Annotated in this window: 26 protein-coding genes; 7 read left to right on the top strand and 19 right to left on the bottom strand. The window is 61.7% G+C overall.

Annotated features, from left to right (window positions below; translation table 11 throughout):
* Positions 1–27 precede the first annotated feature (27 nt).
* The 5 genes from GYM54_RS08245 to GYM54_RS08225 form a co-directional block, all read right to left on the bottom strand.
* Entirely contained in the window at positions 28–645 is a 618-nt protein-coding gene (locus GYM54_RS08245) for a membrane integrity-associated transporter subunit PqiC (protein ID WP_181100516.1), read from the bottom strand.
* The gene (locus GYM54_RS08240) at positions 642–2,318 is read right to left on the bottom strand and encodes an intermembrane transport protein PqiB (protein ID WP_181100519.1); all 1,677 of its coding nucleotides are present in this window, start codon (positions 2,316–2,318) and stop codon (positions 642–644) included. The genes GYM54_RS08245 and GYM54_RS08240 overlap by 4 nt, the downstream gene beginning before the upstream one ends.
* Positions 2,308–2,925: a paraquat-inducible protein A gene (locus GYM54_RS08235; RefSeq protein ID WP_131650657.1), complete on the bottom strand. Its 618-nt coding sequence runs from the start codon at positions 2,923–2,925 to the stop codon at positions 2,308–2,310. Before GYM54_RS08235 ends, GYM54_RS08240 begins: the two co-directional genes overlap by 11 nt.
* Positions 2,922–3,530: a paraquat-inducible protein A gene (locus GYM54_RS08230; RefSeq protein ID WP_131650948.1), complete on the bottom strand. Its 609-nt coding sequence runs from the start codon at positions 3,528–3,530 to the stop codon at positions 2,922–2,924. Before GYM54_RS08230 ends, GYM54_RS08235 begins: the two co-directional genes overlap by 4 nt.
* 71 nt (positions 3,531–3,601) lie before the next feature.
* Positions 3,602–5,188: a phospholipase D family protein gene (locus GYM54_RS08225; RefSeq protein ID WP_231752216.1), complete on the bottom strand. Its 1,587-nt coding sequence runs from the start codon at positions 5,186–5,188 to the stop codon at positions 3,602–3,604.
* Between the two features lie 144 nt (positions 5,189–5,332).
* Here GYM54_RS08225 and GYM54_RS08220 point away from each other — a divergent pair, with 144 nt between their 5' ends.
* The 3 genes from GYM54_RS08220 to gloA all read left to right on the top strand — a co-directional run bounded on the left by GYM54_RS08220 (position 5,333) and on the right by gloA (position 8,031).
* On the top strand, positions 5,333–6,226 hold the full coding sequence (locus GYM54_RS08220) for an OmpA family protein (protein ID WP_131650655.1): 894 nt from the start codon (positions 5,333–5,335) through the stop codon (positions 6,224–6,226).
* A gap of 85 nt (positions 6,227–6,311) precedes the next feature.
* Complete coding sequence (locus tag GYM54_RS08215; RefSeq protein WP_197445574.1) at positions 6,312–7,529, top strand: argininosuccinate synthase; 1,218 nt, start codon at positions 6,312–6,314, stop codon at positions 7,527–7,529.
* 109 nt (positions 7,530–7,638) lie between these two features.
* Complete coding sequence (gloA, locus tag GYM54_RS08210; protein ID WP_197445651.1) at positions 7,639–8,031, top strand: lactoylglutathione lyase; 393 nt, start codon at positions 7,639–7,641, stop codon at positions 8,029–8,031.
* Positions 8,032–8,081: 50 nt separating this feature from the next.
* On the opposite strand, the gene GYM54_RS08205 is transcribed toward gloA, so the two are convergent.
* The 8 genes from GYM54_RS08205 to rsxA form a co-directional block, all read right to left on the bottom strand.
* Positions 8,082–8,261, bottom strand: a complete 180-nt coding sequence (locus tag GYM54_RS08205; protein WP_131650652.1) for a PA3496 family putative envelope integrity protein — start codon at positions 8,259–8,261, stop codon at positions 8,082–8,084.
* 108 nt (positions 8,262–8,369) lie between these two features.
* Positions 8,370–9,008, bottom strand: coding sequence for an endonuclease III (gene nth / locus GYM54_RS08200; RefSeq protein ID WP_197445575.1), 639 nt, complete (start codon positions 9,006–9,008; stop codon positions 8,370–8,372).
* A gap of 2 nt (positions 9,009–9,010) precedes the next feature.
* The gene (locus GYM54_RS08195; protein WP_197445576.1) at positions 9,011–9,724 is read right to left on the bottom strand and encodes an electron transport complex subunit E; all 714 of its coding nucleotides are present in this window, start codon (positions 9,722–9,724) and stop codon (positions 9,011–9,013) included.
* Positions 9,721–10,491 (bottom strand): electron transport complex subunit RsxG, encoded by a 771-nt coding sequence (gene rsxG / locus GYM54_RS08190; protein WP_197445577.1) that lies wholly within the window; start codon positions 10,489–10,491, stop codon positions 9,721–9,723. Before rsxG ends, GYM54_RS08195 begins: the two co-directional genes overlap by 4 nt.
* Position 10,492: 1 nt before the next feature.
* The gene (locus tag GYM54_RS08185; RefSeq protein ID WP_181100533.1) at positions 10,493–11,521 is read right to left on the bottom strand and encodes an RnfABCDGE type electron transport complex subunit D; all 1,029 of its coding nucleotides are present in this window, start codon (positions 11,519–11,521) and stop codon (positions 10,493–10,495) included.
* A gap of 81 nt (positions 11,522–11,602) precedes the next feature.
* On the bottom strand, positions 11,603–14,077 hold the full coding sequence (gene rsxC / locus GYM54_RS08180; RefSeq protein ID WP_197445578.1) for an electron transport complex subunit RsxC: 2,475 nt from the start codon (positions 14,075–14,077) through the stop codon (positions 11,603–11,605).
* A complete protein-coding gene (rsxB, locus tag GYM54_RS08175) occupies positions 14,074–14,649 on the bottom strand; it encodes an electron transport complex subunit RsxB (protein ID WP_181100537.1) in 576 nt (191 codons plus the stop codon). The genes rsxC and rsxB overlap by 4 nt, the downstream gene beginning before the upstream one ends.
* Complete coding sequence (gene rsxA, locus GYM54_RS08170; protein ID WP_131650646.1) at positions 14,646–15,230, bottom strand: electron transport complex subunit RsxA; 585 nt, start codon at positions 15,228–15,230, stop codon at positions 14,646–14,648. The genes rsxB and rsxA overlap by 4 nt, the downstream gene beginning before the upstream one ends.
* A 224-nt stretch (positions 15,231–15,454) precedes the next feature.
* Between rsxA and GYM54_RS08165 the strand changes: the two genes are divergently transcribed.
* A complete protein-coding gene (locus GYM54_RS08165; RefSeq protein ID WP_231752217.1) occupies positions 15,455–15,901 on the top strand; it encodes a hypothetical protein in 447 nt (148 codons plus the stop codon).
* Positions 15,902–15,976: 75 nt separating this feature from the next.
* On the opposite strand, the gene GYM54_RS08160 is transcribed toward GYM54_RS08165, so the two are convergent.
* Positions 15,977–16,798, bottom strand: a complete 822-nt coding sequence (locus GYM54_RS08160; protein WP_197445580.1) for an enoyl-CoA hydratase — start codon at positions 16,796–16,798, stop codon at positions 15,977–15,979.
* A gap of 246 nt (positions 16,799–17,044) precedes the next feature.
* Entirely contained in the window at positions 17,045–18,289 is a 1,245-nt protein-coding gene (locus GYM54_RS08155; RefSeq protein ID WP_197445581.1) for an ABC transporter substrate-binding protein, read from the bottom strand.
* A gap of 211 nt (positions 18,290–18,500) precedes the next feature.
* Here GYM54_RS08155 and ung point away from each other — a divergent pair, with 211 nt between their 5' ends.
* Positions 18,501–19,196, top strand: a complete 696-nt coding sequence (gene ung, locus GYM54_RS08150) for a uracil-DNA glycosylase (protein WP_131650642.1) — start codon at positions 18,501–18,503, stop codon at positions 19,194–19,196.
* Positions 19,197–19,232: 36 nt separating this feature from the next.
* Here the strand turns inward: ung and GYM54_RS08145 are convergent, their stop codons facing one another.
* The 3 genes from GYM54_RS08145 to GYM54_RS08135 all read right to left on the bottom strand — a co-directional run bounded on the left by GYM54_RS08145 (position 19,233) and on the right by GYM54_RS08135 (position 21,775).
* Positions 19,233–19,745, bottom strand: a complete 513-nt coding sequence (locus GYM54_RS08145; RefSeq protein ID WP_131650641.1) for a DUF4142 domain-containing protein — start codon at positions 19,743–19,745, stop codon at positions 19,233–19,235.
* Positions 19,746–19,945: 200 nt separating this feature from the next.
* Positions 19,946–20,782, bottom strand: a complete 837-nt coding sequence (locus GYM54_RS08140) for an HDOD domain-containing protein (RefSeq protein WP_181100545.1) — start codon at positions 20,780–20,782, stop codon at positions 19,946–19,948.
* Between the two features lie 45 nt (positions 20,783–20,827).
* The gene (locus tag GYM54_RS08135; RefSeq protein WP_131650946.1) at positions 20,828–21,775 is read right to left on the bottom strand and encodes a folate-binding protein YgfZ; all 948 of its coding nucleotides are present in this window, start codon (positions 21,773–21,775) and stop codon (positions 20,828–20,830) included.
* Positions 21,776–21,927: 152 nt separating this feature from the next.
* Here GYM54_RS08135 and GYM54_RS08130 point away from each other — a divergent pair, with 152 nt between their 5' ends.
* Both GYM54_RS08130 and GYM54_RS08125 read left to right on the top strand, forming a co-directional pair.
* Positions 21,928–22,182, top strand: a complete 255-nt coding sequence (locus GYM54_RS08130) for a succinate dehydrogenase assembly factor 2 (RefSeq protein WP_131650639.1) — start codon at positions 21,928–21,930, stop codon at positions 22,180–22,182.
* Positions 22,166–22,621 (top strand): protein YgfX, encoded by a 456-nt coding sequence (locus GYM54_RS08125; RefSeq protein WP_181100548.1) that lies wholly within the window; start codon positions 22,166–22,168, stop codon positions 22,619–22,621. The genes GYM54_RS08130 and GYM54_RS08125 overlap by 17 nt, the downstream gene beginning before the upstream one ends.
* Here the strand turns inward: GYM54_RS08125 and nadB are convergent.
* Positions 22,590–24,203, bottom strand: coding sequence for an L-aspartate oxidase (nadB, locus tag GYM54_RS08120; RefSeq protein ID WP_181100550.1), 1,614 nt, complete (start codon positions 24,201–24,203; stop codon positions 22,590–22,592). The two genes, GYM54_RS08125 and nadB, sit on opposite strands and share 32 nt — an antisense overlap.
* Positions 24,204–24,631 lie beyond the last annotated feature (428 nt).

Genomic DNA, 24,631 nt, shown 5'->3' with positions numbered 1-24,631 from the left:
GGAGCGGGCCTCGGGCGGTACCGGCAGCTATGGCTGCGGGCAGCCGCTGTCGGGAGTCGCTGCCCATTGGCGTGCCGTTCGGGCGATGGTAGCCGCCAGCCCGGCGATGGCACGCTGGTGGGCCAGTACCAGGCTGTCCACCTCGCTGCCGGCCTGTTCATGGATCACGCTGGCGCAGGTCAGTGCCCGGCTCTGCCGGCCGCGCTCGCTCATTTCCAGGCTCCACATTACGTCCAGGGCAGCATGCCGGCCGGGCAGCGAATCGAAGCGACGAACGTCGGTGCGCAGGCTCAACACTGGAACGTTCGTCCGGCCAGGCAGACCTGCCAGGTCACGCACGCCGAGGCGCTGTTCCAGTTCGATCGCCAGCGCATCGTGAAATTCGTCTGCTGGGGGCGAGGCCCAGAGCGCGGTTTCCAGGATCGCCAGGCGGCCATCGCTTTCGCGCACCACCAGGCTCGGCTGGTCCGTCTGTACCGGAATGCGCACCGGTAGCACCTGCAACTGGAATCCGGCCGCTTCGGCTGGCGCTTCGGTCATGTGCGGCTGGGCGGCGATGAGTGTGTGATAGCGCGTCGGGGTCGAGCTGCAGGCGCTCAGGACGAACGCGCCGGCGAGCATGAGCAGAGAGGGGCGCAGGTTCATGGCTGGTGCTCCGAATTCAGTTCTCGCGAGGTGGCTTGGCCTTTGTAGTTCGCCGGTGTTTCGTCGCCGCTGCGGCCGCGGATCAGCGATTCGGGGTGACGGCTGATGTAGTCCGACAGTGTCCGCACGGAGCGCACGGCGCGCTGGACTTCATCGAGGGTATCGCCTAGTTGTTGGCGCTGTGGCGAGTCTTCAGCAAGCGCCTGGTTGGCGTTCTGCAGGGTCTGTTCCGATCGCTCCAGGGTGCGCTGCAGTTGCGGTAGGACATCGCCGTTGACCTGCTTCAACGTTTGGCGCAGCTCGTCGAGACTGCCATTCAGGTTGTCGGCCAGCGATTCGATGGGCAGCTTGCTGAGCTTGTCGACCATGGCCTGCAGTTGCTCCTGCAGTTTGTCGAAGCTGCCGGCGGTGGTCGGGATGACCATGGGCCGGGCATGCTGATCGAAGGCGACCTTGGGCGCGCGCGGGTCGAAATCCAGTGAGATGTACAACTGGCCGGTGAGCAGATTGCCGGTGCGTGCCTGCGCCCGCAGGCCGCGGTCGACGAACATTTGCATGAGGCGGGCGGTGTGTTCTTCAGTATCGCCGCCCAGGGTCTGGGACAGTTTGTCATGCGCGGCGCCCAGCCGACTGGGGTAGATCACCGCGCCGACCACCGCAGGGAAGCTTTTGTTCTTTTCGTCATAGTCGAGTTTGACTGAAACCACGCGGCCGATGGGCACGCCGAGAAACTCCACCGGCGCATCGACGTTCAGCCCGCGCAGCGTCTGGTCGAAGCGCATCTGCACATAGCGCGGCGGGCCGTCGGCGGGCGCCATCGCCTGGCGCACGTCGGCAAACAGCGTGAACTCGCTGTCCGGCGCGGCCGGGCTGGCGTCGGGGCTGTAGTTAGGGGCGCGGAAGGCGATGCCTCCGGCGAGTATGGTAGAGAGCGATTCGGCGTTAACCCGCAGGCCATCTGCAGCGACGGAAACATCTACGCCACTGGCGTTCCAGAAGCGCGTGTCGTCGGTGACGAAGCGATCGTAAGGGGCGTTGACGAATACTTGAACCTGGACGCCCTTGCCATCGTCGGCCAGCCCGAACGAGATCACCTGGCCGACCTGAAGGCGGCGGAAGTACAGCGGCGAGCCGACACCGAGCGAACCGAGATTATCGCTGCGCAGGGTGAACTGCTTGCCTTCGGCGCCGAAGGTCACCGGTGGCGGTGCTTCCAAGCCGAGGAATTCGCGACGGGTTTCCTCTGCGCGCCCGGCATCGGCCCCAATGAAGGCGCCGGACAGCAGGGTGTCGACGCCGGATACACCACTGGCGCCGATGCGCGGCCGCACCACCCAGAATTTGGTGTCTTCACGAGTGAAGGGCTCGGCGTGCTGATCCAGTTCGACCGTGGCGATGACACGGGTGTGATCCTCGCTGAGGTTGATGGCGGTGACCTGGCCGATGACCACGTTCTTGTACTTGACCTGCGTCTTGTTGGCTTCGAGCCCTTCGGCGGTCTCGAAGCTCACGGTGATTTGCGGCCCGGCAGAAAGCCAGTTCTGCATGACCATGGAAAAGCCCACCAGCGCGGCGGCGATGGGCACCAGCCAGACCAGCGAGACGCGGACCGGCCGATGCCTGATCTCGGGCGTGCCGGCAGGTGATTCGGTGTGGTGGGGGTTATCTGACATCGTCTTTCTCTGCATCCCAGATCAATCGCGGATCGAAGCTCATCGAGGCCATCATCGTCAGCACCACGACCAGGCCGAAGAACAAAATACCCAGGCGCGGCTCGATGGTGCTCAGCGCGCGGAATTGCACCAGTGCCGCGACCAGCGCGACCACCAGCACATCGAGCATCGACCAGTAGCCGATGATTTCGATGAAACGGTACAGCCGCGCGCGTTCGCGCATGGCCCAGCGGCTGCGCCGCTGGGCGCTGATCAGCAGCATGCCGAGCACGAAGAACTTCATGCAGGGCACGCCGACGCTGGCAATGAAGATCAGCAGCGCGATGTCCCAGGAGCCGTCTTTCCAGAACTCGATCACGCCGCTGAGAATGGTGTTTTCGCTGCCGTTGCCAAACATATCGGTGTACATCACCGGCAGCGTGTTGGCTGGTACATAGAGGACCAGCGCGGCGACCAGCAGCGCCCAGGTGCGCGGAATGCTGTTCGGTTTGCGTCGATGCAGTGGCGCGTCGCAGCGTGGGCAGTCGCCATCTTCCGCGCGGCATGCCAGGCCGCAGTCGTGGCACAGCTGCACGCCCAACTCCGAGGCGTAGGGAGGTTGTGTCATCGTATCGGCACCTGCAGATCGTCCCACAGGCCGCGCACGTCGCGGCCGGCTATCAGCAGGATAAGGATGGTCAGAATGGCCATGGCCCAGAGGCCGATACCGGGATGCACGTCGAGCATGCCGCCGAGCTTGATGATGGCGACGAGAATCCCCAGCAGGCACACCTCCAGCATGCTCCAGGGCCGTAGATGTTCCAGCGCCCGCATGCAGGTTCGGAAGCCCGGTGCGATCTGGCCGCTACGTGCATGTACCAGCACCCAGGCCAGCAGGATGATCTGCAGGCCCGGCGCGAAGATGATGCTCAGGCCCGCGACCAGCGCGATGGGCGTGATCTGCCCTTGGGCCAGCGCTTCGACGGTCCCCCATAGAGTCGCCTCGTTGCTAAGCCCTTGCATGCCTATCTGCATGATGGGAAAGGCGTTGGCGAACAGGAAGAGGATCGCGGCAGCCAGCGTGAGCGCCAGCAGTTGATCGGCGTTCAGATGTCGGGCCTTTTCCAACAGCGCGCCGCAGCGCTGGCAATGGGCTGTCTGCCGGCGTGCCAGGGTAGGGCGCTGGTACACCGAATCGCAGTGTTCGCAAATGATCAGCGACGTCCCGACCAGCGCGCTCGGGCTTGGCGTCGAGGCGCGTTCGGCAGCCTCGGCTGTCTGGCGGGGTGATGCGCTGTTCGGCTTCAAAGCATCCACTCGATGGGAAGAATCGATAGAAACGATACGACGGCTCTTTTCCAGACGCTCGTTTCCGGCTCGCTATCATGGCGCAATTGCTGACCATCGCGTTGCTCCAGCCAATAAAGTTCGCCTGATTCGCTCAGCCTGACTTCATAAGAGCTGGCGGGAATGGTTTTGTCGAATGCCTGTTCGATGGCCAGCGCCATGCTCGGGCTTTCGATCACGAAGCCCAGTTCGGTGTTGAGGTTGGCCGAGCGTGGATCGAAATTGAACGAGCCCACGAACACTCTCGTCTGATCCACGGCAAAAGTCTTGGCATGCAAGCTGGAGGCGGAGCTGCCGAATGGGCCGCGGCCTTCGATGTGGTCGTTTTTCGGCGATGTGCGGCGCATCTCATAGAGCCGAATGCCCGCCTCAAGTAGATCCTTGCGGCGCTTGGCATAACCGGCATGCACGGCCGCAACATCCGTGGCCGCCAACGAGTTGGTGAGCACGCGAATCTGTACGCCGCGATCGGCCATCTGCACAAAGGCCTCGGTGCCGGCGGCGGTTGGTACGAAATAGGGCGAGACCAGTTCGATGTGCCCTTGCGGTTCGCCGAGGATTTCGCCGAGCTGGTGGGTCAGCAGCCCATCGGGTTCGGCCTGGCCGAGGCCTTTGGCCGGGTCGTCGCTGACCATCCGGGTAGCGGCCCATTCGAATGCCAGATCACCGCGCAGCAGGTGCGCAATGAACGCCGAATCGCGGATCGCCCGGACATACTCGGTAGCTGCAGAGGCACTGGCCATGCTGGCGGCTGCATCGGCGAAGCGCTGTAACTGTCGCGCGCCTGCTTCTGGCAGGATCAGGTCGACCGGGTACGAGGAGTCGCTGGCCCAGTAGCGGTCGAAGTCGCTGGAGACGTCAGCGACCACCGAGCCAATGGCCAGCACATCCAGATCAGCGAATAGAACGCCATCGGTCGCCCCGAAGTACTCGTCGCCGACGTTGCGCCCGCCAATGATGGTGGCCTGGTTATCAGCGGTGAACGACTTGTTGTGCATGCGGCGGTTGGCTCGCATGAAATCGGTCAGGTAACCGATCGCTTTGGGCGTGCGAATCACGAAGGGATTGAACAGCCGGATTTCGATATTTGGATGACTATCGAGCGCCGCTAGCTCGGCATCGAGCCCGGCAGTGCCGTTGTCATCGAGCAGCAGGCGGACCCGCACCCCTCGCTCCGCGGCGGCACGCAGCTCATCGAACAATAGAGTTCCGGTGATGTCGCCGCGCCAGATGTAGTACTGCACGTCCAATGTCTTTTCAGCGCTTCTGGCCAGTAGCGCCCGGGCGGCGAAGGCGTCGTGCGGGTCGATCAGCGCATGAATGCCGGTCTTGCCCGGATGGGCCTGCCGGCGCGGCGATATCGCGCGGCCGAGCGCCGTATCTGCGCTTTCTCTCTGGTTCAGTGCGGACGAGGCGATGCGACCGTCGAGATCAGGCAAGGTGCATCCGCCCAGGAAGCCGCTGAGCAGCACGAGCGCGAAAGCCCAGCTGATGGGTGAGCTCCTGGCGCAGGTTTTCGGGCGGACGATCATCGGCTTACTCATGTGGGTTCGGAGGTGAATGCTAACGGATGCGTGTTGCGCCGTGCGATACCACGATTTGGCCCAGCCACGTCGCCGGCCCCGGCGCCTCAAGTTTCCCCGACCCGGTCCGATACCCATGAGACTGCTTTGCCCCTGGAGTCCATCGTGCGACTGCGCCTTCTTATCCTGGCTTGCCTGTTGGCCTCGCCGGCCAATGCCCTGACTTTCCAGACCCGTCTGGAAAGGGTGGAGTGGCAGGTCGAGGGCGATCAGTTCGAATGCCGGCTGGTACAGCCGATTGCCGGTTTCGGCACCGGTGAGTTCGTCCGCCGGGCAGGCGAGCAGGCTGTTTTCCGTCTACAGTCGCCGGATCGCTGGTTGGGCAACGGCTCGGCGACCTTGTTGGCGGCGGCGGCACCCTGGCATCCCGCACGCAGCGATATCAACCTGGGAATGGTGTCGGTGGGCGGCGGCGAGATTCCGTTCAACAGCTCGCACCTGCAAGCTGGGCAGCTGCTCAGTGGCCTGCTGGAAGGGCGTAGCCCGGTGGTGCGCCATCACACGCGTCATGGTGGTGAAGCGCTCGAGGTGCGTCTGTTGCCGGCGCGTTTCGGCAAGGCGTATGAAGACTACCGCGCTTGTACGGCCAAGTTGCTGCCGGTCAACTTCGATCAGATTCGTCAGTCGCAGGTCGGTTTCCCCACCAGCGATGTGGCGCTGGATGACGTGGGGCGTGCCAAGCTCGACATCATTCTGCAATTTCTCAAGGCCGACCCGAGCGTCAATCGCATCCAGCTTGATGGTCATTCGGACAACAGCGGCAATCGGCTCACCAACCGCGACCTTTCCCGTCGCCGTGCGCTGGCTGTCGAGGAGTATCTGATCGCCAATGGCGTGCCGAAAGAGCAGATCACGGTGCGTTTCCATGGCGAGCGCTACCCCCTGGTGGCCAACAACGGACCGGCCAATCGTGCGAAGAACCGCCGGGTGGCTTTGCGCCTCGAGCGTGCGCCGGTCACCACGACCGCAGCGGCCGAGCAGGCTACTCCGTCGTCCTGAGCCGCAGCGACGCTCGCGCCCCTATAAAACCCGCGTCGCGACCAGTAGAATTGCCGCTTTCCTTCAATCCCGGGAGTGGATGGCAATGGCCGACGTAAAGAAGGTAGTCCTGGCGTATTCCGGTGGCCTGGACACCTCGGTGATTCTCAAGTGGCTGCAAGATACCTATAACTGCGAAGTAGTGACCTTCACCGCCGATCTTGGCCAGGGCGAGGAGGTCGAACCGGCTCGCGCCAAGGCCAAGGCCATGGGCGTCGAGGAAGTCTACATTGATGACCTGCGCGAAGAGTTCGTCCGCGATTTCGTCTTCCCGATGTTCCGTGCCAACACCGTTTACGAAGGCGAGTACCTGCTGGGTACTTCCATCGCCCGTCCGTTGATCGCCAAGCGCCTGATCGAGATCGCCAACGAGACCGGTGCCGACGCCATTTCCCACGGCGCCACCGGCAAGGGCAACGACCAGGTGCGTTTCGAGCTGGGCGCCTATGCGCTGAAGCCGGGCGTGAAGGTCATCGCGCCGTGGCGCGAGTGGGATCTGCTGTCGCGCGAGAAGCTGATGGACTACGCCGAGAAGCATGCCATCCCGATCGAGCGCCACGGCAAGAAGAAGTCGCCGTACTCCATGGATGCCAACCTGCTGCACATCTCCTATGAAGGCGGCGTGCTGGAAGACACCTGGACCGAGCACGAAGAAGACATGTGGCGCTGGACCAAGTCGCCGGAAGCCGCGCCGGATACACCGACCTACATCGAGCTGACCTACCGCAACGGTGACATCGTCGCCATCGACGGCAAGGAGCTGAGCCCGGCTACCGTACTGGCCGAGCTGAACCGTATTGGCGGTGAGAACGGCATCGGTCGCCTGGACATCGTGGAAAACCGCTACGTGGGCATGAAGTCTCGCGGCTGCTACGAAACCCCTGGCGGCACCATCATGCTCAAGGCCCACCGCGCCATCGAGTCCATCACCCTGGACCGTGAAGTCGCGCACCTGAAAGACGAGCTGATGCCCAAGTACGCCAGCCTGATCTACAACGGCTACTGGTGGAGCCCGGAGCGTCTGATGTTGCAGCAGATGATCGATGCTTCCCAGGCCACGGTGAACGGCGTGGTACGCCTGAAGCTGTACAAGGGCAACGTGATCGTCGCCGGTCGCAAGTCCGACGAGTCGCTGTTTGACGCCAATATCGCCACTTTCGAGGACGATGCTGGCGCGTACGACCAGGCCGACGCCGCGGGCTTCATCAAGCTCAACGCACTGCGTCTGCGCATCGCCGCCGGCAAGGGTCGTTCGCCGCTCTGAGACCTTGTAAGTGCGGGGCTACTCGCGCCTACAGAAACATCGCAACCCCGGCCACGAGCCGGGGTTTGCGTTTAGATCGTGACAGGTTTGTTAGACGAGGAGAAACATGATGAGACTACTCCACACCATGCTGCGCGTCGGCGATATGGACAGATCCATCGCCTTCTACACCGAAGTGCTGGGCATGACCCTGCTGCGCCGCAAGGATTACCCCGACGGCAAGTTCACCCTGGCGTTCGTTGGTTACGGTGATGAGGCACACAACAGCGTGCTGGAGCTGACCCACAACTGGGGCGTCGAGAGCTATGAGCTGGGCGCCGGCTACGGGCACATCGCCCTGGAAGTGGAAGACGTCTACAAGGCGTGCGAAGACATTCGCAGCCGTGGCGGCAAGATCACTCGCGAACCGGGGCCGATGCTGCATGGCAGCAGTATCCTGGCATTCGTCGAGGATCCGGATGGCTACAAGGTCGAGCTGTTGTCGCCGACCCGCGGGGACTGACTCTTACGATCTGACCGAACGAAAAAAGCCCCGGAGTCGGGGCTTTTTGCTTACAGATCGAAGTCGAACTCGTTGAGCTGCTTCTGCAGGCGGCGTTCCTCGAGCAGATTGTCGATGATCCGGCGCTTGGTCAGGTTGGTCTTGGCCACTTCCACCGGGGCCTCAGCGGTATCGTCTTCGTCTTCACCGGCGAAGTCGTCTTCAATCTGGATATCTTCTTTCTCGGACACTTGTTCACTCCACGGCTAAGGCGCGTTGTTGGCGCACCTTATAGCGACAAAAAACAAGGCCGTAAAAAAGATTTTTTCAATCGCCCGATAGGTTTTGCACTTGCTCGCTCAATCGTCGGAAGTCTTGTGCTTGTATTCGCACAGGTCTTCGATTCGGCAGCTGCCACACTGCGGTTTGCGCGCCTTGCAGACGTAGCGCCCATGCAGGATCAGCCAGTGGTGGGCGTCGAGCAGGTAGTCCTTGGGCACGAACTTGATCAGCTTGCGTTCGACCTCCAGCACGTTCTTGCCAGGTGCGATGTTGGTGCGGTTGGATACGCGGAAGATATGGGTATCGACGGCCATGGTGAACTGCCTGAATGCGGTGTTGAGCACCACGTTGGCGGTCTTGCGGCCGACGCCGGGCAGGGCTTCGAGATCTTCGCGGTTGTCCGGCACCTGGCTGCCGTGCTTCTCGATGAGGATGCGGCAGGTCTCGATGACGTTCTTCGCCTTGCCCCGGTACAGGCCGATGGTCTTGATGTACTCCGACAGCCCCTCGACGCCCAGCGCGTAGATCGCCTCCGGCGTGTTGGCGACCGGGTAGAGTCTGGCCGTGGCCTTGTTAACGCCGACGTCGGTGGCCTGCGCCGAAAGGATCACCGCGATCAGCAGCTCGAACGGCGTGCTGTAGGCCAGCTCGGTCTTGGGTTCGGGGTTGTCCTCGTGGAAGCGACGAAAGATCTCCCGGCGTTTTTCGGCATTCATGGTTACTCGATCACTCCGGTTACCCGCACCCGGCGGCTCTGTACCGGGACTTCCGGTTGCTGCGCCTTGGCCCGCTCAGCCAGTTGTTCATCGATGCGGTTCTTCAGGGCAATCAGCAGACCGAGCACGATGAACGCGCCCGGTGGCAGGATCGCCAGCAGGAAGCCCTTGTAGTCGCTGAACAGTGTGATCTGCCAGTCGGCGGCGATGGGGCCGAACAGCAGGTGCATGTTGGCGAACAGCGCACCGGTGCCGAATAGTTCGCGCAGGCCGCCCAGCACCAGCAGCACCAGAGCGAACCCCAGTCCCATGACCAGGCCGTCGAAGCTAGCGATCAGCGGATTGTGCTTGGCGGCGAAGCCGTCGGCGCGACCGAGGATCACGCAGTTGGTGGTAATCAGCGGGATGAAAATGCCGAGGATCTGGTACAGCTCGTAGGTGTATGCCTGCATCAGCAGTTCGATACAGGTGGTCAGCGCCGCGATGATCATCACGAAGGCCGGCAGGCGGACCGCCGTGTTGACCACACCGCGCACCAGCGACACGCCGAGGTTGGAGCAGACCAGCACCAGCGCTGTGGCAAGGCCAAGGCCAAGGGCGTTGACCGCTGAGTTGCTGACCCCGAGCAGCGGGCAGAGGCCCAGCAGCTGCACTAGCGCCGGGTTGTTCTTCCACAGGCCGTTTACGGTCAGTTCGCGATAGCTGGGCGTGCTCATGGCTTGTCACCTGTCTGCTCGGGTTGCGGATCGCTGATCTGCAAATCGTCACGGGTCGCGGCGGTGCCGGCGCGGGAGTGGGTGGTGGCTTCGTCGGGTTCGGCCACGCCTTCCAGCGCCTGCTCGGGTGCTACTGGAGCGGTATGGGCGTCGAACAGCTCGGCCTTGTGCGCATCGAAATATTGCAAGGCGCGGTGCACGGCACTGACTACCGCACGCGGTGTAATGGTGGCGCCGGCGAACTGGTCGAAGTCGCCGCGATCCTTCTTCACTGCCCAGCCGCTGGCTTGCGGATCGTCGAGCGACTTGCCGTTGAAACCCAGGATCCAGCGGTCCTTGGCCAGTTCGATCTTGTCGCCGAGGCCGGGAGTTTCCCGGTGGCCGACCACACGCACGCCGGTGAGCCTGCCGTCTGCCCGTATGCCGATCAGCAGATGAATGGCACCGCTGTAACCGTCGGGGGCGACGGCCTGCAGGATCATCGCGCTGGGGCGACCATCCTTGATGGCGATGTAGGCCGGTTGCGGCCCCCTGTTGCCGAGCAGGCGATCCTCGATGAGGACGCTGTGGTCCAGCAACTGATTGTCGTAGCTGCCACGAGGCAGAATTTCGTTCAGCGCTCGAAGTTGCGCCGCGCGCTCGGAAGCCTGGATGCGTTCGGCGGTGAACTGCTGCAACAGCGTCACCGCGCCCACGGTGACGACCGCGAACAGCCCCAGCACCAAAGCATTCTTGTACATAGAGCGGCTGAGTTCGGGAAGGATCATGTCATTCGCCCAGCTTGAAGCCGCGCTCGGCCTTGCGGTGGCCGTAGGTGCGCGGGCGGGTGTAGTAGTCGATGGTCGGCGCCGCCAGGTTCATCAGCAGCACGGCGAAGGCGACGCCGTCCGGATAGCCGCCCCAGGCGCGGATGACGTAGACCAGGACGCCAACGCCGGCGCCGAAGATCAGCCGCCCCAAGGTGCTAGTCGCGCCGCTGACCGGGTCGGTCACGATGAAGAAGGCGCCGAGCATGGTGGCGCCGCTGAGCAGGTGGAACAGCGGTGAGCCGTTGCTATCGGAGCCTGAGCCGTTCCAGAACACCAGGCTCATCAGCGCCAGCGCCGCGAGCATGCCCACCGGCGCGTGCCAGCTGAACAGCCGCTTGTGCAGCAGAAACAGCCCGCCGGCCAGGAACGCCAGGTTGACCACTTCCGAGCCGATGCCGCCAAAGTGCCCGAACGCCGAGTTGGCCCAGAGCTCCTCGACGGTCAGGCTCCTGTTCAGCTTCATCACGTCCAATGCTGTGGCCTGGCTCCAGCCATCGGGCAGTGCGGCGATGCCGAGGATATGCTGCAAGCCGGCGCCCAGGCCGACGCTGTGGGGTACGGGCCAGGTGGTCATTTCCACCGGGAAAGAGATCAGCACCACCACGTAGCCGATCATCGCCGGGTTGAACGGGTTCTGCCCCAGTCCGCCATAGAGTTGCTTGCCGAAGACGATGGCGCTGCCGGTGGCGATCAGCGTCAGCCACCAGGGCGAGTAGGGCGGCAGCGCCAGCGCCAGCAGCACTGCAGTAACCAGGGCGCTGCCATCGCGCAGAAAGAACTGCACAGGACGTTGCCGAACCTTGAGCAGCAGCGCCTCGAAACCCAGCGCGACGGCGCTGGCCCAGCACAGGTTGATCAGCGTGCCGGCGCCATAGAGCCAGGTGAGGACGATCACGCCGGGCAGGGTGGCAGCCAGTACCAGCAGCATGACCCGCTGGGTGCGGTTGCTGCCGGTGGCGTGCGGTGAAGTGATGCGTGGCAGGGCCATTGGCTCTCCGGTCGAATAGGTGCAGGGTGCGGTTTCACGAAAATGGCCGCTCCCGGATAGTTGCGCCTGGAGCGCCGCTACTTATGAGTCGGTGTATTCCTGCAATTTGCGTTCGGCCTCGTTCAGACGCTGGCGCGCGGCCTCGACACGGGTGGCGTCGCTGTCGGAGTCGCGCTCCAGCTTGCGCAGGTCGGCGCGGGCGAAGGCTACTTCGGTCTTCAGCGCTCGGGACTGCTCGTCAATCGGGCGCTTGTCGGTGCGAACCAGTTCCGGCACCGGCTTGGCGGATTTTTCCTCTGCGGCATGCAGGGCCTGTTCGGCACTGGCCAGACCATCGCGCAGCTTGCTGAGCTCGGCCTCATCGGCGCCGGCTTTTTCGGCTTTCTTCAGTTCGGCACGCTTCATCGCCAGCTCGATCTTGGCTTTTTTCAATACATCGTCGCCGGTCGGTTTGCTCGGGGCGGTGGATGCGCCTTGCTGCGCGCCGGCCAGTGCTTGCTCGGCTTCGGTCAGTTGGGCTTGCAGGCGGGTCAGTTCGGCCTGCTGCTCGTCGTCGCGGTTCTCCAGTTTTTCCAGTTTGCGCACCTGGGCGCGAAGCATCGCGGCTTCGATTTTGGCTTTCTTCAATACCTCGTCGCCGGCCGGTTTGCTCGGGGCGGCGGGTGCGCCTTGCTGCGCGCCGGCCAGTGCTTGCTCGGCTTCGGTCAGTTGGGCTTGCAGGCGGGTCAGTTCGGCCTGCTGCTCGTCATCGCGGGTTTCGAGTTTTTCCAGCTTGCGTACTTGGGCCCGCAGCATGGCGGCTTCGATCTTGGCCTTCTTGGCCGCTTCGTCGTTGGCCGGGGCGGGTGTGGCTTGCGCAGGCGGAGCGGCGGCATTGGCAGCGTCCAGCGCCTGTTGAGCGCTGCTGGCGGCGATGCGCAGTTCGGCGACCTGTGCTTCCAGCTCGGGCGTGGCATGGGCGGCGAGCTGCTTTTCGGCTTTCTTCAGGGCGACCTGGGCCATGCTGGCTTCGATCTTGAGCTTCTTCTGTTCTTCGGACAGGCCAACCTTCTGCGCCTGGACGCGGGTAACCGGGTCGTCCTGGCTGGCGGTTTGCGCCTGGGCTTCCTTGGCACGCGCGGCGCGTTCGGCGCGGGCCTTGCGATCGGCTTCCTTCTGCTCTTCTGCGCGGCGCAGACGTTCCTGGCGCAGTTCGAAACGTTGTTTGGAGTGCTCGGCTTTCTGTTGTTTCTGTTCCAGCGCGCGGATCTCACCTTTGGCGGCGCGGTAGTACTGCACCAGCGGAATGCTCGAGGGGCAGACGTAGGCGCAGGCGCCGCATTCGATGCAGTCGAACAGGTTGTAGGCCTTGAGCTGCTCGTGCTCCTGGCCCAGGGCGAAGAAATGCAGTTGTTGCGGCAGCAGGCTGGCCGGGCAGACCTCAGCACATTCGCCGCAGCGGATGCAGGGCAGGGCCGGCGGCGGTGGCGGCAGCTCGGCCAGGGTGCTGGCCAGCAGGCAGTTGGTGGTCTTGATCAGCGGCACGTCCATCGACGGCAGGGTAAAGCCCATCATCGGGCCGCCCATGATCAGGCGGTTGAGCTTGCCGCTGTCGAGGCCGGCGAAGGCCAGCAGTTCGGCCACTGGCGTGCCGATCAGCGCCTCGATGTTCATCGGCCGGACGAGCGCTTCGCCGGTCAGGGTGGTAATGCGCGAGATCAGCGGCTTGCCTAGCAGCACGGCATCGTGGACGGCGACGCAGGTGCCGACGTTCTGGCAGAGCATGCCGATATCAGCCGGCAGGCCGCCACTGGGCACTTCCTCGCCGGTGAGGATCTGGATCAGCTGCTTCTCGCCACCGGAGGGATACTTGGTGGGAAAGACCTTAACCATATAGGGTCGATTGGCGACGGCAGCGCGCACGGCGGCAATCGCCTCGGGTTTGTTGTCTTCTATGCCGATCAGCACTTCCTGCGGCTGGATCAGGTATTCGAGGATCTCGATGCCCGCGATCAGTTCGGCGGCCTTCTCGCGCATCAGCAGGTCATCGGCGGTAATGTAGGGCTCGCATTCGGTGCCGTTGATGACCAGCGTGCGAATCGTCTGCGTGGGCGGTGCGGTCAGCTTCACCGCGGTGGGGAAGCCGGCGCCGCCAAGGCCATTGATACCTGCCTGGCGGATGATGTCCAGCAGCTCGGCAGGGGGCAGCTGGCGATAATCGGTATGCGGCTGCAGCTCGATCCACTGGTCGCGGCCATCGCTGTCGATGACGATGGCCGTGGCGGTCATCCCCGAGACGTGCGGGTAGGGCTGCGGGCCAATGAAACTGACGGTGCCCGAGGTGGGCGCATGCACCGGCGCGCTGACGAAGCCGCTGGCCTCGGCAATCTTCTGGCCTTTGAGCACCTGCTCGCCGAGCGCCACGCAGGGCTCGGCCGGGGCGCCCAGGTGCTGGGCGAGCGGTACGATCAACCGCGCAGGCAGTGGCATCCGCTGGATCGGCGCGCGGTTGGACAGATCCTTGCACTCCGGTGGATGGATGCCGCCATGAATGTCCCAGACGTTCAGCGAGGTCATGCGGCCTGCTCCCGGTCACTGGCGATCAACTGGCCTGGTGCCAGCGGCTGGTCCCACTTCCAGCTCTGCAGGTTACTGCCCAGTTCGATCATGTCGATGCAGTCCACTGGGCAGGGCTCGACGCAGAGGTCGCAGCCGGTGCATTCGGAGACAATCACGGTGTGCATCTGCTTGGCGGCGCCGACGATGGCATCCACCGGGCAGGCCTGAATGCACTTGGTGCAGCCGATGCACTCGGCCTCGCGGATATAGGCGACACGTGGCGGTACTTCACCTTCCACGGCATCCAGCGGTTCGGGCTCGACATCCAGCAGGTCGGCCAGCGCCTGGATGGTGGACTCGCCGCCCGGTGGGCACTTGTTGATCTTGTCGCCGCCGGCAATCGCTTCGGCGTAGGGCTTGCAGCCCGGATAGCCACACTGGCCACACTGGGTCTGCGGCAGCAGCGCATTGATCTGCTCGGCGATCGGGTCACCTTCGACCCGGAAGCGCACCGCCGCAAACCCGAGGATCGCACCGCACACCAGGCACAGCGCCAATAACGCGAGCACGGCGATCACGACCAGACTCATAGCTTGATCAACCCGGTGAAGCCCATGAACGCCAGTGACATCAGGCCGGCGGTGACCATGCCGATGGCCGCGCCCTGGAACGACTTGGGAACGTCGGCGATGGCGATGCGCTCACGCATGGCGGCGAACAGCACCAGCACCAAGGAGAAACCCAGGCCGGCTGCAAAGCCATTGGCGGTCGCGGTGATGAAGGTGAATTCGGATTTGTTGGCATTGAGCAGGGCGACGCCCAGCACGATGCAGTTGGTGGTGATCAGTGGCAGGAAGATGCCCAGCACGCGGTATAGAAGAGGACTGGTCTTGTTCACCACCATTTCGGTGAACTGCACCACCACGGCGATCACCAGGATGAAGCTGATGGTGCGCAGGAATTCCAGATCTAGCGGTTTGAGCACGTACTGCTGCACCAGATAGCTGCACATCGCGGCCAATGTCAGCACGAAGGTAGTGGCCAACGACAGGCCGATGGCGGTTTCGATCTTTTTCGAGACGCCCATGAACGGGCACAGGCCGAGAAACTGTACCAGCACGAAATTGTTGACCAGGATGGCGCTAACCATGATCAGGGCGAGTTCGGTCATGCGGGTTCCTGTGGTGCTCTGCACGAGCCCGAGCTAAAAGGCCGCTATTATCGGGAAGCGATGGCGGCCATACAAGGCCGCGACTGCCCGGACCCCGCTCGAACCGGGGCCATGACATATATGGAAATGCGCCAGCTGTCAGGTCACTCGTCAGCCTTTCCTATGCTGTGGTCTGATGTGACATGGCCGCAACGTTCAAGCAGAGCGGCTGCTGGAGGTGTTCAATGAAGATTCCATTGGTGATCTTGCTGCTTGGTCTCGGCTTCGGGACCCAGGCATGCGCGCAATCACGAGGTGGCGTGTGGGTGTATCAGCCGGATGGCGGCAGCTATCGCGTCGAAAACCGCGCCTACCAGTACGACCCGCGCAGCCCGTACTCGCAGCACCGGCAATATCCGCAGAATTTGCCGCCGCGCTATCAGGGTCAGCTACCGCCGCAGTATTACGATCGACATCGGGGAACGGACCGGCAGCGCTGGAGCCATGAGCGCCGCGGTGAGATTCACCGGCCGCAACGTTGGAATGATGGACGCAAGTCAGGGTTCGACCGTCCTCAACGTTGGCATCGCGAACACCCCCAACGCTTTGGTCGGTCGCCAATGATTCGTGACGGGCGTGACTACCGGATGCATCAGCGTCGTGATTTCAACGGCCGGCATCATCAGCGTTGAGAGATTGACCCGCTTTTTCGGCACGCTCGGGTGCGCCCAAGCCTGGGCGTGACGAACCGTTGCGGTGATAACGGGCTAACGATTTCTCCAGCGCGGTTCGCGCTTCTCAAGAAAAGCGTTGACGCCCTCCAGGGTATCTTCGGCTTCGAACAGATCGACGAAGGCTTCGCGTTCGGCAGCTGCGAGCATTACTGGTCCGCGGCTGCGCATGGAATCTATCAGTGGTTTGATCTTGCGTATGGCCACAGGGCTCTGACTTGCCACGCGGGAGGCTAGCAGCAGCGCATGCCCGCGAGCCTCGCCAGGTTCCACCACTTGTTCTACCAGACCGATACGCATCGCCGTTTCCGCTGTTATCCGTTCACCACAAAGAATCATCCGCTTGGCCCAACCTTCACCCACCAGCCAGGCAAGCGCCTGTGTGCCTCCGGCGCATGGCAACAGGCCGACCGAGGCTTCCGGTAAACCGAGTTGTACGTGCTGTTCGGCAATGCGGATATCGCAGGCCAGTGCACATTCCAGCCCACCGCCGAGAGCGAAGCCGTTGATGGCGGCTATCGATACCCCGCGAAATTCGCGTAGAGCCTCGAAAGCCTCACCGAAGCGTCTCGCCATTTCTCGAGCGCGGGTTCGATCGCCATCAGCGAAGAGTTTGAGGTCGGCGCCAGCGCTGAAGAATTTCTCACCCTGCCCGCAAATGACGAGCGCGTATACGTCGTCGTCATAATTCAGGTGTTCGACGACCTGTTTGAGGCCGATCAGTGATTCGCGGTCCCAGGTATTGGCGGGTGGATGGTTGATGGTGATCAGTGCGGTATGCCCATGCTTTTCTACGGTCAGCTTGTGGGTCAGATCGAAGACCCCAGACTTGTAAGGTTCAACTGCGGTGCTGCTCATGATGGTCGTCCTCGTCGGAATCAACTACGTGCGACTTGTCTGCATCAGATACGCGATTGAGCCGCGCGTTGCAGAACGATGGTCATGACGGAAACCGTTAGATGAAGTCTAGGCGCGATCCGTCCAGGTATGACCAGGACGATCGGAATTGTCGCTGGGACAGATAAGACCAGTGCGCGCGCTGATGCGCAAAGAGTGAAAAACGTCGGAGCGGCACGGGCTGGACAGCGCCGCTCCGGCTGCGGGTTATTGCAGCGCCAGCGTCTGATTGCCAGAGCGGCGTTCGGCCTGCCATTCGGCAAGGGTTGGCGCAGCCTGCTCTCCGGTCAGGCGATGAACGATTTCGAAGTAGTCCTGCTTGAAGCGGTCCTTGAGCACTTCCTCGCGCGGCTTGACCTTCACCGCGTACACCGTCTGAACGTTCTGATGATCGAAGGCCCGCCATTGCTGCTCGTCCTTGAGCAGAGTGTAACGATGACCTTCGAGCGCCGCGATGATTCGCTCGCTGTCGAGGCTGCGTGCGCGATTCGCGGCGTCGGCCCACTGGTAAACGATGCTGTAGGCCGAGGCTGCGGAACTGGATGGATGGGTCTGGTAACGCTCGTCGAAACTTTTGACGAACTGCTTGCCAGCGACCGACCCTTCCAGCTCTGGTACGCGCCAGGTCCACGGCTCTGTGCCCAAAACGCCGCGCATGATGTCCGGCCCGGCCGTTTCGACCATGCTCAGCGTCAGGTTGGGCACCGCGACCTGCATTCTCTTGTTCAGGCCGAGTTCATCGGCGATCCGCATCGCGCGGACCAAGTCTTCCCCGAACAGCACCAGCACGAGTACCTCGGCCTCGCTTTTGGCTACTTCGGTCAGGGCGGCACGATAGTCGGAAAGGCGTGCGCCGGGAAAAGCCGTGCTGATGCTGGGATGTCGGCTGCTGTCCTGCGTGCCGGTTGCCTGGCGCAGAGAGCTTTCGCTGGTATGGCCCCAGGTGTAGTCGGAGGTGATGTAGAAGTAGCGCTTGTTGGGCAGGTGCTGGTTCAGATACTGGCCCAGCACCTTTGCGCTCATCCAGGCGTTGTTGCACTCGCGGAACATGTAGCGATGGGCATCCTTCCCGGTCGTGTCGTTGGAATAGGTGAGGGTGCCGAAATAGAGCAAACCGCGTTCCTTGGCACGCTTTCCGGCGGCAATGGCGACAGCACTCGAAGCGCCACCAAACAGCATGGCAGCCCCCTCGTCGGCTAGCTTGTCGACGTTGGCTACGGCTTTTTCCGGGCGCGACGCGGAGTTGCGGGTGGACAGCTTCAATGGGCGGCCCAGTACGCCGCCTTTGGCGTTGATTTCATCGATGGCCAGCAGTGCGCCGCGCATCTGCGAGAGGCCTTCCTCTTTGTAACTGCCGGTGCGGGGGTAGTTGAGGCCGAGAGTGATCGGATCGGCAGCTTCGGCAGCCAGGCAGAACCCTAGCCCCAGAGCCAGGAGCGTAATCCGTTTCATTGCAGAGTCCTTATTGTATTTGTTGTTGGTGAGAGGCTTTTTACTGTGCCCTGCGGCTTTTCGTCACGCATTCATTGGTCGTATACGGGGGAACCTTTATGTAAGTGTGCGGTAGGCGACATTCCGCGAAAAGAATGTTTGGGCGGCCTCGCGCGTTGACTCCCCGCAATCCTTTGCTTAGGGTTCAGCGCCTCGCAATCAGGGCAGCGCTATGAGTCAGGTTGATCGCGTCAAACTCGAAGAAAGCTGGAAGGCCGCGTTACAGAACGAGTTCGAGCAGCCTTACATGAAGGAGCTGGGTGCGTTTCTGCGCAGCGAAAAAGCGGCTGGAAAGATCATCTATCCGCCGGGGCCGTTGATCTTCAATGCATTGAATTCCACCCCTGTCGATCAGGTCCGGGCGGTCATTCTGGGGCAGGATCCCTACCACGGCGCCGGGCAGGCACACGGCTTGTGCTTTTCGGTACAGCCAGGCGTGGCGCCGCCGCCGTCGCTGCAGAACATTTTCAAAGAGCTCAAGCGCGACCTGAATCTGGACATCCCTCGCCATGGCTATCTGCAGCACTGGGCGGATCAGGGCGTTCTGATGCTCAACACCTCATTGACGGTCGAGCAGGGGATGGCAGGGTCCCACGCGAAGAAGGGTTGGCAGCGCCTGACGGACAGAATCATCGAAGTGGTAAGCGAGCGATGCTCGAATGTGGTGTTCATGCTCTGGGGCGCGCATGCTCAGAGCAAGGCAAAGCTGATCGATCCGACCAAGCATTTGCTGCTCAAATCGGTACATCCGTCGCCGCTATCGGCTCACAGAGGGTTCATCGGTAACGGACACTTCAGTCGCGCCAACCAGTTCCTCAAACAACAAGGTAAGGAGCCGATCGACTGGCGACTCCCTAGCGACGTCTGAAGCGTGGCGCCGCGTCTGCGGCGCCAATCGACAGTCTTACTGGTTACCACCGTGGGCAGCGGCCAGTTCCTGGGCGTGCTGCAGGTGCTGCTCCAGCTCCTTCAGCGTCGTTTCGGCAAACTGCTTGAGTTCGGCGTTTTCACCGTTCTTCGCATATTCGCGATACAGCTCGATGGTTTGTTCGTGGGCCATGACCTGATTGTTGGCATAGGCTTGGTCGAAATTCTCACCTTCACGCAGCTTGAGGATCATGGCTTTGGCCTTATCCATGAGAGCCGCTTCGTCCGACATTTCCAGATCGTCGTGCTGGCCGGCAATCTCGGCAAGCTTCTGATTCGACTTGGTGTGGTCGTCGATCATTTTCTGCGCGAACGTCTTGACGTCTTCAGCCGTGCCTTTGTCCAGCGCCAGCTTGGCGGTTTCGATTTCCGCCATGCCTTTTGCGGACGCTTCGTCGACGAAATTTTCACCTTCCGCCGCTAATGCAAAGTTTGCCGCCACACCGAATAGCACTGCTGCAGCACCAGAAAAGAACGCTTTAGGGGTCATTTTTGTTCTCCTTCATCTACCTGACAGACAGGTGCGGCCGAGACGTGACCGGCGCACCAGCGTGATACGGCAAGTACGCCGTTAATCTTGTGACTTGGCGCGGCGGTAGCGGTTCATTGCATGCGGCCAACGGTCAGCAACCTGAGTCCAGGCGCGGCAGGCGAGAAGGATTGCGGGTGCCAGGCAGCACCCGCGAGGGGTTACTGCAACATGCTCATCGCCGCATCCATCGCGGCGGACAGATCTTCGTCCTCCTGTAGCAGCGTATTCGGGTTGAGTCCCAGCTTGCTGAATGCGGGAATCTGGTTCCAGTCGAGCTGGGTGTAAGGATGAGAGGTTCCGATGTAACTCTGCAAAGTAGCGACCTGAACGATGTCGACGTAATCCACCTTGTCCGAGATGCGAGAGAAATTCAGATGCTGGCCGGGAACCGCTGCGATTGGCTCGGGGAATTCCCAAGCGCGCAGAATCTTTTCCCCAATGATCGGATGAATTCGATCGATGACATGATTAAGGCTTATGGAGTCGCTGAGCAGGGCGCTATGTTCTTCTGCGTACGTAAGGATCGGTAGAACGCCGATCTGATGAATCAACCCCGCCAACGTCGCCTGATCAGCCGGAAGCCGCGTGAAATTACGGCACAGAACATGGCTAATGGCGGCTATTTCGGTGCTCTTGTTCCAGACCTCTCGCATTTTGCGATCGACCACGTCCGTCGTCGCCTGGAACATCTGCTCCATGGCAAGGCCGGTCGCCAGGTTCGAGGTGTAATTGATGCCAAGACGGCTTATCGCCATCTGCAGGTCGTTGATCTCCCGGTTGGTGCGCAGCAGGGGGCTGTTCACGACCTTGATGATGCGCGCCGTAAGAGCAGTGTCGTTGCCGATCACCTTGGCCAGGGTCGGAATGCTCACGTCGGGATCTTCCGCAGCTTCACGGACTCGCAGTGCCACTTCCGGTAGCGTCGGCAGGACCAGCTCGTCACTTTCGATCGCTTGCATCAGTTCCTGCAGAACTTTATCGGCAAGAGTACTCATGTCTCTCCTTAATGGGTGATTCTGTGTTGGGCATGGCAAGTAAGGCTAACGCTGGATTTCGCGGTCCGCGTTCAGGGTGTACGGCAGGTCGCGCAAGGTCAGCGGAATACCATCGGGTGAGCCGAGGAATATTCGCCCGTCGGCTGCGGCGTCTTCCTGCAGAACTGCTAGCAGTTCCAGCCCGCCCGCAGCACTTGCCGCCAACACCACTTCCCCAACGCTGGAACCATGGACTGGTGAATACAGTTCGACACCCGGTTCCGGCACCGTGGTATCGGCGTTTTCAGCGGCAAGCCGATGCAAACGGCGCTTCAGCTTGCCGAGATATTGCATCCGCGCAACGATTTCCTGGCCGGTATAGCAGCCCTTCTTGAAGCTGACCCCGCCCAGTGCCTGGAGGTTGATCATTTGTGGGATGAAAAGCTCCTGGGTGGCAGCTACGACCTGGCCAATACCTGCACGAATTTGCGCCAGCAACCAGGAATCGATCGATGCTTCGGAAAGCTGGGCGGCGAGCCGCAGGCGTGTGGTTTCGGCATCCTTCGCGCGCGTCCATAGTTCGGCGCGGCCATCGGCAAGGCGGACGGCGATCAATCCGTGGGTGGAAACCACTTGATCCGCGTTCGCGGAAAGATCCAGGCCGAGACTGACCAAGGCGCCGTCCCCGGCGCTGAGGCCGAAACGAACCCATTCGTCGCTTTCGTCATACAGCTTGGATTTCGAGAACGCTGCGTATTTGGTGAGCTCGGCAAGCTGCGTTTGCACCAGGGCGCGATCCATCGCCAACAGATACCCATCGCCTTCCACCAGAATGCGGAAGCTAGATTGCATACGCCCTTTAGGCGTGCAACGCGCACCGAGACTCGAATGTTGCGCGTCGAGGTAATTCAGGTTGCAGGTCAGCTGTCCCTGCAGAAACTTGTTCGCGTCCGGGCCGCGTACGGCCAGGACACCTTCGTGCGACAGGACGCAGAAAAAAGCAGTATCGGTCATGACGGGACGCCGTGGAGAATCAGGACCGGCATCATAGCAGGACGCCGACAAAACACAGTGTGCACCAGCTGCCACTCCGCATCGGACGTCAACAGGGCGCCGGCCGTTGCGCCAGTCGGTATAATGCTGGCCCTTCACTCAGGAGTATTTGCATGGTCGAACAATCCGAACTCAATCGCCTGTTCTGGCAGAGCCGTCGCGGCATGCTCGAACTGGACGTTCTGCTGGTGCCCTTCGTCAAGGAGGTTTATCCAGAGTTGAACGAAGAGGATCAGCGCCGCTACCGTAAGCTGCTGAGTTGCGAGGATCAGGACATGTTCGGCTGGTTCATGGAACGTGCCGAGCCGGACGATGAAGATTTGCGCTACATGGTTCGCATGATCCTAGATCGTGTCCAGCCCAAGTAGCCACCTGTTCGAATGCCGCTGGCAGAGATCTGGCGTGCTGCTGGCGCTCTATATCGCAGTACTCTTGTTGGCAATCGCCACCTTGCTGGTGATGCCGGTTCCGTTCTGGCTGTGGTTGCTCGGCTTGCTGCTATGCCTATTGCATGCCGCCTGGATCGTACCGTCGCATATCCTGCTGGTTCGTGATTCTTCCTGGCTCGGTCTGCGTCACGACCAGCAGGGCTGGTCGCTCTGGAGCCGCCGCGCCGGCTGGCAACCCGTCCAGTTGCGGCCCGACAGCATCGCGCTGCCCCTGGTAGTGGTGTTGCGCTTCAAGGTGCCGGGCGACTGGTTCGTTCGGAGCGTCTGCATTCCGCGAGATGCAATGTTGCAGGCACAACATCGGCGTCTGCGGGTCAGGCTGAAGTTCAGTCGCCGTAGGTGGGCGGCGCCAGAATAGTGTCCTTCGCTTCCGGAAGTTGCTCGGGATAATCCAGCGTGAAATGCAAGCCTCTGCTTTCCTTGCGCTGTATCGCCGAACGGATCATCAGTTCCGCCACCAGCGCCAGATTGCGCAGCTCGATGAGATCGCGGCTGACTTTATAGTTGCTGTAGAACTCGTCGATCTCGCCCAGCAACAGGCGCACTCGGTGCTGCGCGCGCACAAGACGCTTGCTGGTCCGCACGATGCCAACGTAGTCCCACATGAAGCGCCGCAGCTCATCCCAATTGTGCGCGATGATAACGTCCTCGTCCGAGTCGGTAACCTGGCTTGCATCCCAGGTTGGCAGGGAGTTTGGCGCCTGCACCGATGGCAGCTCGCTAAGGATGTCCTGAGCGGCGGCTTGGGCGTAGACGAAACACTCCAGAAGTGAATTGCTCGCCATGCGATTGGCGCCGTGCAGGCCGGTGAAACTGGTTTCACCAATGGCATAGAGTCCCGGAATGTCGGTTCTTCCTGCCCGGTCGACTACGACGCCACCGCAGGTGTAGTGGGCTGCCGGTACCACTGGAATTGGTTCACGGGTGATGTCGATACCGAACGTCAGGCAGCGCTCATAGACGGTAGGGAAATGTGCCTTGATGAATTCCGTGGGCTTATGACTGATATCCAGGTAGACGCAATCGATACCTAGGCGCTTCATTTCATGGTCTATCGCCCGAGCCACGATGTCGCGTGGTGCCAGTTCGGCGCGGGCGTCGAAGCGCGGCATGAAGCGCTCGCCGTTCGGCAATTTGAGAATCGCGCCCTCGCCGCGCAATGCTTCGGTGATCAGAAAACTTTTGGCTCTGGGGTGGTACAGGCAGGTGGGGTGAAACTGATTGAACTCCAGATTGCCGACTCGGCATCCGGCGCGCCAGGCCATGGCGATGCCATCGCCGCAGGCACCATCCGGGTTACTGGTATAGAGGTAGACTTTCGCGGCACCGCCTGTCGCAAGCACGACGAACCTTGCGTGGAAGGTATCCACCTCGCCGCTCGCTCGATCCAGCACATAGGCGCCGAGACAGCGCTTGCCGTTCAGGCCCAGCTTGCGCTCGGTGATCAGATCGACGGCGACGCGCTGGTGCAGCAGGTCGATGTTGTCTCTGTCTTGGGTGCGGGCAAGCAGAGTATTGAAAATGGCTGCGCCAGTCGCGTCAGCGGCATGAATGATGCGGCGGTGACTGTGTCCGCCTTCCCGCGTGAGGTGATATTCGAAGCTGCCATGCTCGCGATCGGCTTCATCCCTGGTGAAGGGAACGCCTTGCTCGATCAGCCAGTGGATGGCTTCGCGGCTGTGTTCGACCGTAAATCGTACGGCTTCCTCCTTGCACAGCCCGCCGCCGGCGATGAGAGTATCGGCAACGTGAGATTCGATCGTGTCGGTATCATCCAGCACGGCCGCAACGCCACCCTGGGCCCAGTATGTCGAGCCATTAGCCAGGTCGCCCTTGCTCAATACCGCGACACGAAGCGTGGTAGGCAAATTGAGCGCAAGCGTCAAACCGGCGGCGCCGCTACCTATGACAAGAACGTCGTACTGATGATGTTGGCTCATTTCGAATCTCATGTCTGAGGGGCTGCGGAGCGCATGGCGTTTGTAGTGCCGGGAATTGCCAAGGCTGCGTTCCGCGCCTTGTCCGGCTTCATTTTGGGCGGCAACGCGACTCGCAGCGAAACGGAAATAGGCCCTAGTATATAGAGGTGCATCCCCGGCAAAATAGCGGCCCGTTTTTATGTGGCTGATGCTTTGGAACTTTTCTTGCAAGCCTGTCTCTATAGACAGTTGTGTAGGCGACCCGACTGGCCATCGTTCAAGGGGCGGTTGGATTTTGCTGCGAATACTAAGAGGGCGTTATCAGGGCGGTCCGTCCTGACGCGTCGCTCGCCAATGCCGTTAGGTGTGTTGCAGAAAAGCTTGCTTGAAGGGGGAGAACTTTTGTGTAAAGCCCGGGTCTATTCTGGCAGGTCAGCTCGCAGGCGGGC

The organism is Pseudomonas sp. MTM4 (assembly GCF_019355055.1).
Lineage (GTDB): Bacteria > Pseudomonadota > Gammaproteobacteria > Pseudomonadales > Pseudomonadaceae > Stutzerimonas.
The sequence above is the reverse complement of the archived record's forward strand: the minus strand, read 5'-3'. Positions and strand labels throughout refer to the sequence as shown.

What these genes read in the sequence shown, in the direction of transcription:
- GYM54_RS08235 (WP_131650657.1), bottom strand. Translation starts at nt 2,925, where the DNA reads ATGACACAACCTCCCTACGCCTCGGAGTTGGGCGTGCAGCTGTGCCAC.
- GYM54_RS08165 (WP_231752217.1), top strand. Translation starts at nt 15,455, where the DNA reads ATGAAGATTCCATTGGTGATCTTGCTGCTTGGTCTCGGCTTCGGGACC.
- GYM54_RS08155 (WP_197445581.1), bottom strand. Translation starts at nt 18,289, where the DNA reads ATGAAACGGATTACGCTCCTGGCTCTGGGGCTAGGGTTCTGCCTGGCT.
- rsxC (WP_197445578.1), bottom strand. Translation starts at nt 14,077, where the DNA reads ATGACCTCGCTGAACGTCTGGGACATTCATGGCGGCATCCATCCACCG.
- GYM54_RS08225 (WP_231752216.1), bottom strand. Translation starts at nt 5,188, where the DNA reads ATGAGTAAGCCGATGATCGTCCGCCCGAAAACCTGCGCCAGGAGCTCA.
- GYM54_RS08240 (WP_181100519.1), bottom strand. Translation starts at nt 2,318, where the DNA reads ATGTCAGATAACCCCCACCACACCGAATCACCTGCCGGCACGCCCGAG.
- gloA (WP_197445651.1), top strand. Translation starts at nt 7,639, where the DNA reads ATGAGACTACTCCACACCATGCTGCGCGTCGGCGATATGGACAGATCC.
- GYM54_RS08215 (WP_197445574.1), top strand. Translation starts at nt 6,312, where the DNA reads ATGGCCGACGTAAAGAAGGTAGTCCTGGCGTATTCCGGTGGCCTGGAC.
- GYM54_RS08140 (WP_181100545.1), bottom strand. Translation starts at nt 20,782, where the DNA reads ATGAGTACTCTTGCCGATAAAGTTCTGCAGGAACTGATGCAAGCGATC.
- GYM54_RS08135 (WP_131650946.1), bottom strand. Translation starts at nt 21,775, where the DNA reads ATGACCGATACTGCTTTTTTCTGCGTCCTGTCGCACGAAGGTGTCCTG.
- nth (WP_197445575.1), bottom strand. Translation starts at nt 9,008, where the DNA reads ATGAATGCCGAAAAACGCCGGGAGATCTTTCGTCGCTTCCACGAGGAC.
- GYM54_RS08130 (WP_131650639.1), top strand. Translation starts at nt 21,928, where the DNA reads ATGGTCGAACAATCCGAACTCAATCGCCTGTTCTGGCAGAGCCGTCGC.
- rsxG (WP_197445577.1), bottom strand. Translation starts at nt 10,491, where the DNA reads ATGATCCTTCCCGAACTCAGCCGCTCTATGTACAAGAATGCTTTGGTG.
- GYM54_RS08195 (WP_197445576.1), bottom strand. Translation starts at nt 9,724, where the DNA reads ATGAGCACGCCCAGCTATCGCGAACTGACCGTAAACGGCCTGTGGAAG.
- ung (WP_131650642.1), top strand. Translation starts at nt 18,501, where the DNA reads ATGAGTCAGGTTGATCGCGTCAAACTCGAAGAAAGCTGGAAGGCCGCG.
- nadB (WP_181100550.1), bottom strand. Translation starts at nt 24,203, where the DNA reads ATGAGCCAACATCATCAGTACGACGTTCTTGTCATAGGTAGCGGCGCC.
- GYM54_RS08160 (WP_197445580.1), bottom strand. Translation starts at nt 16,798, where the DNA reads ATGAGCAGCACCGCAGTTGAACCTTACAAGTCTGGGGTCTTCGATCTG.
- GYM54_RS08185 (WP_181100533.1), bottom strand. Translation starts at nt 11,521, where the DNA reads ATGGCCCTGCCACGCATCACTTCACCGCACGCCACCGGCAGCAACCGC.
- GYM54_RS08245 (WP_181100516.1), bottom strand. Translation starts at nt 645, where the DNA reads ATGAACCTGCGCCCCTCTCTGCTCATGCTCGCCGGCGCGTTCGTCCTG.
- rsxA (WP_131650646.1), bottom strand. Translation starts at nt 15,230, where the DNA reads ATGACCGAACTCGCCCTGATCATGGTTAGCGCCATCCTGGTCAACAAT.
- rsxB (WP_181100537.1), bottom strand. Translation starts at nt 14,649, where the DNA reads ATGAGTCTGGTCGTGATCGCCGTGCTCGCGTTATTGGCGCTGTGCCTG.
- GYM54_RS08145 (WP_131650641.1), bottom strand. Translation starts at nt 19,745, where the DNA reads ATGACCCCTAAAGCGTTCTTTTCTGGTGCTGCAGCAGTGCTATTCGGT.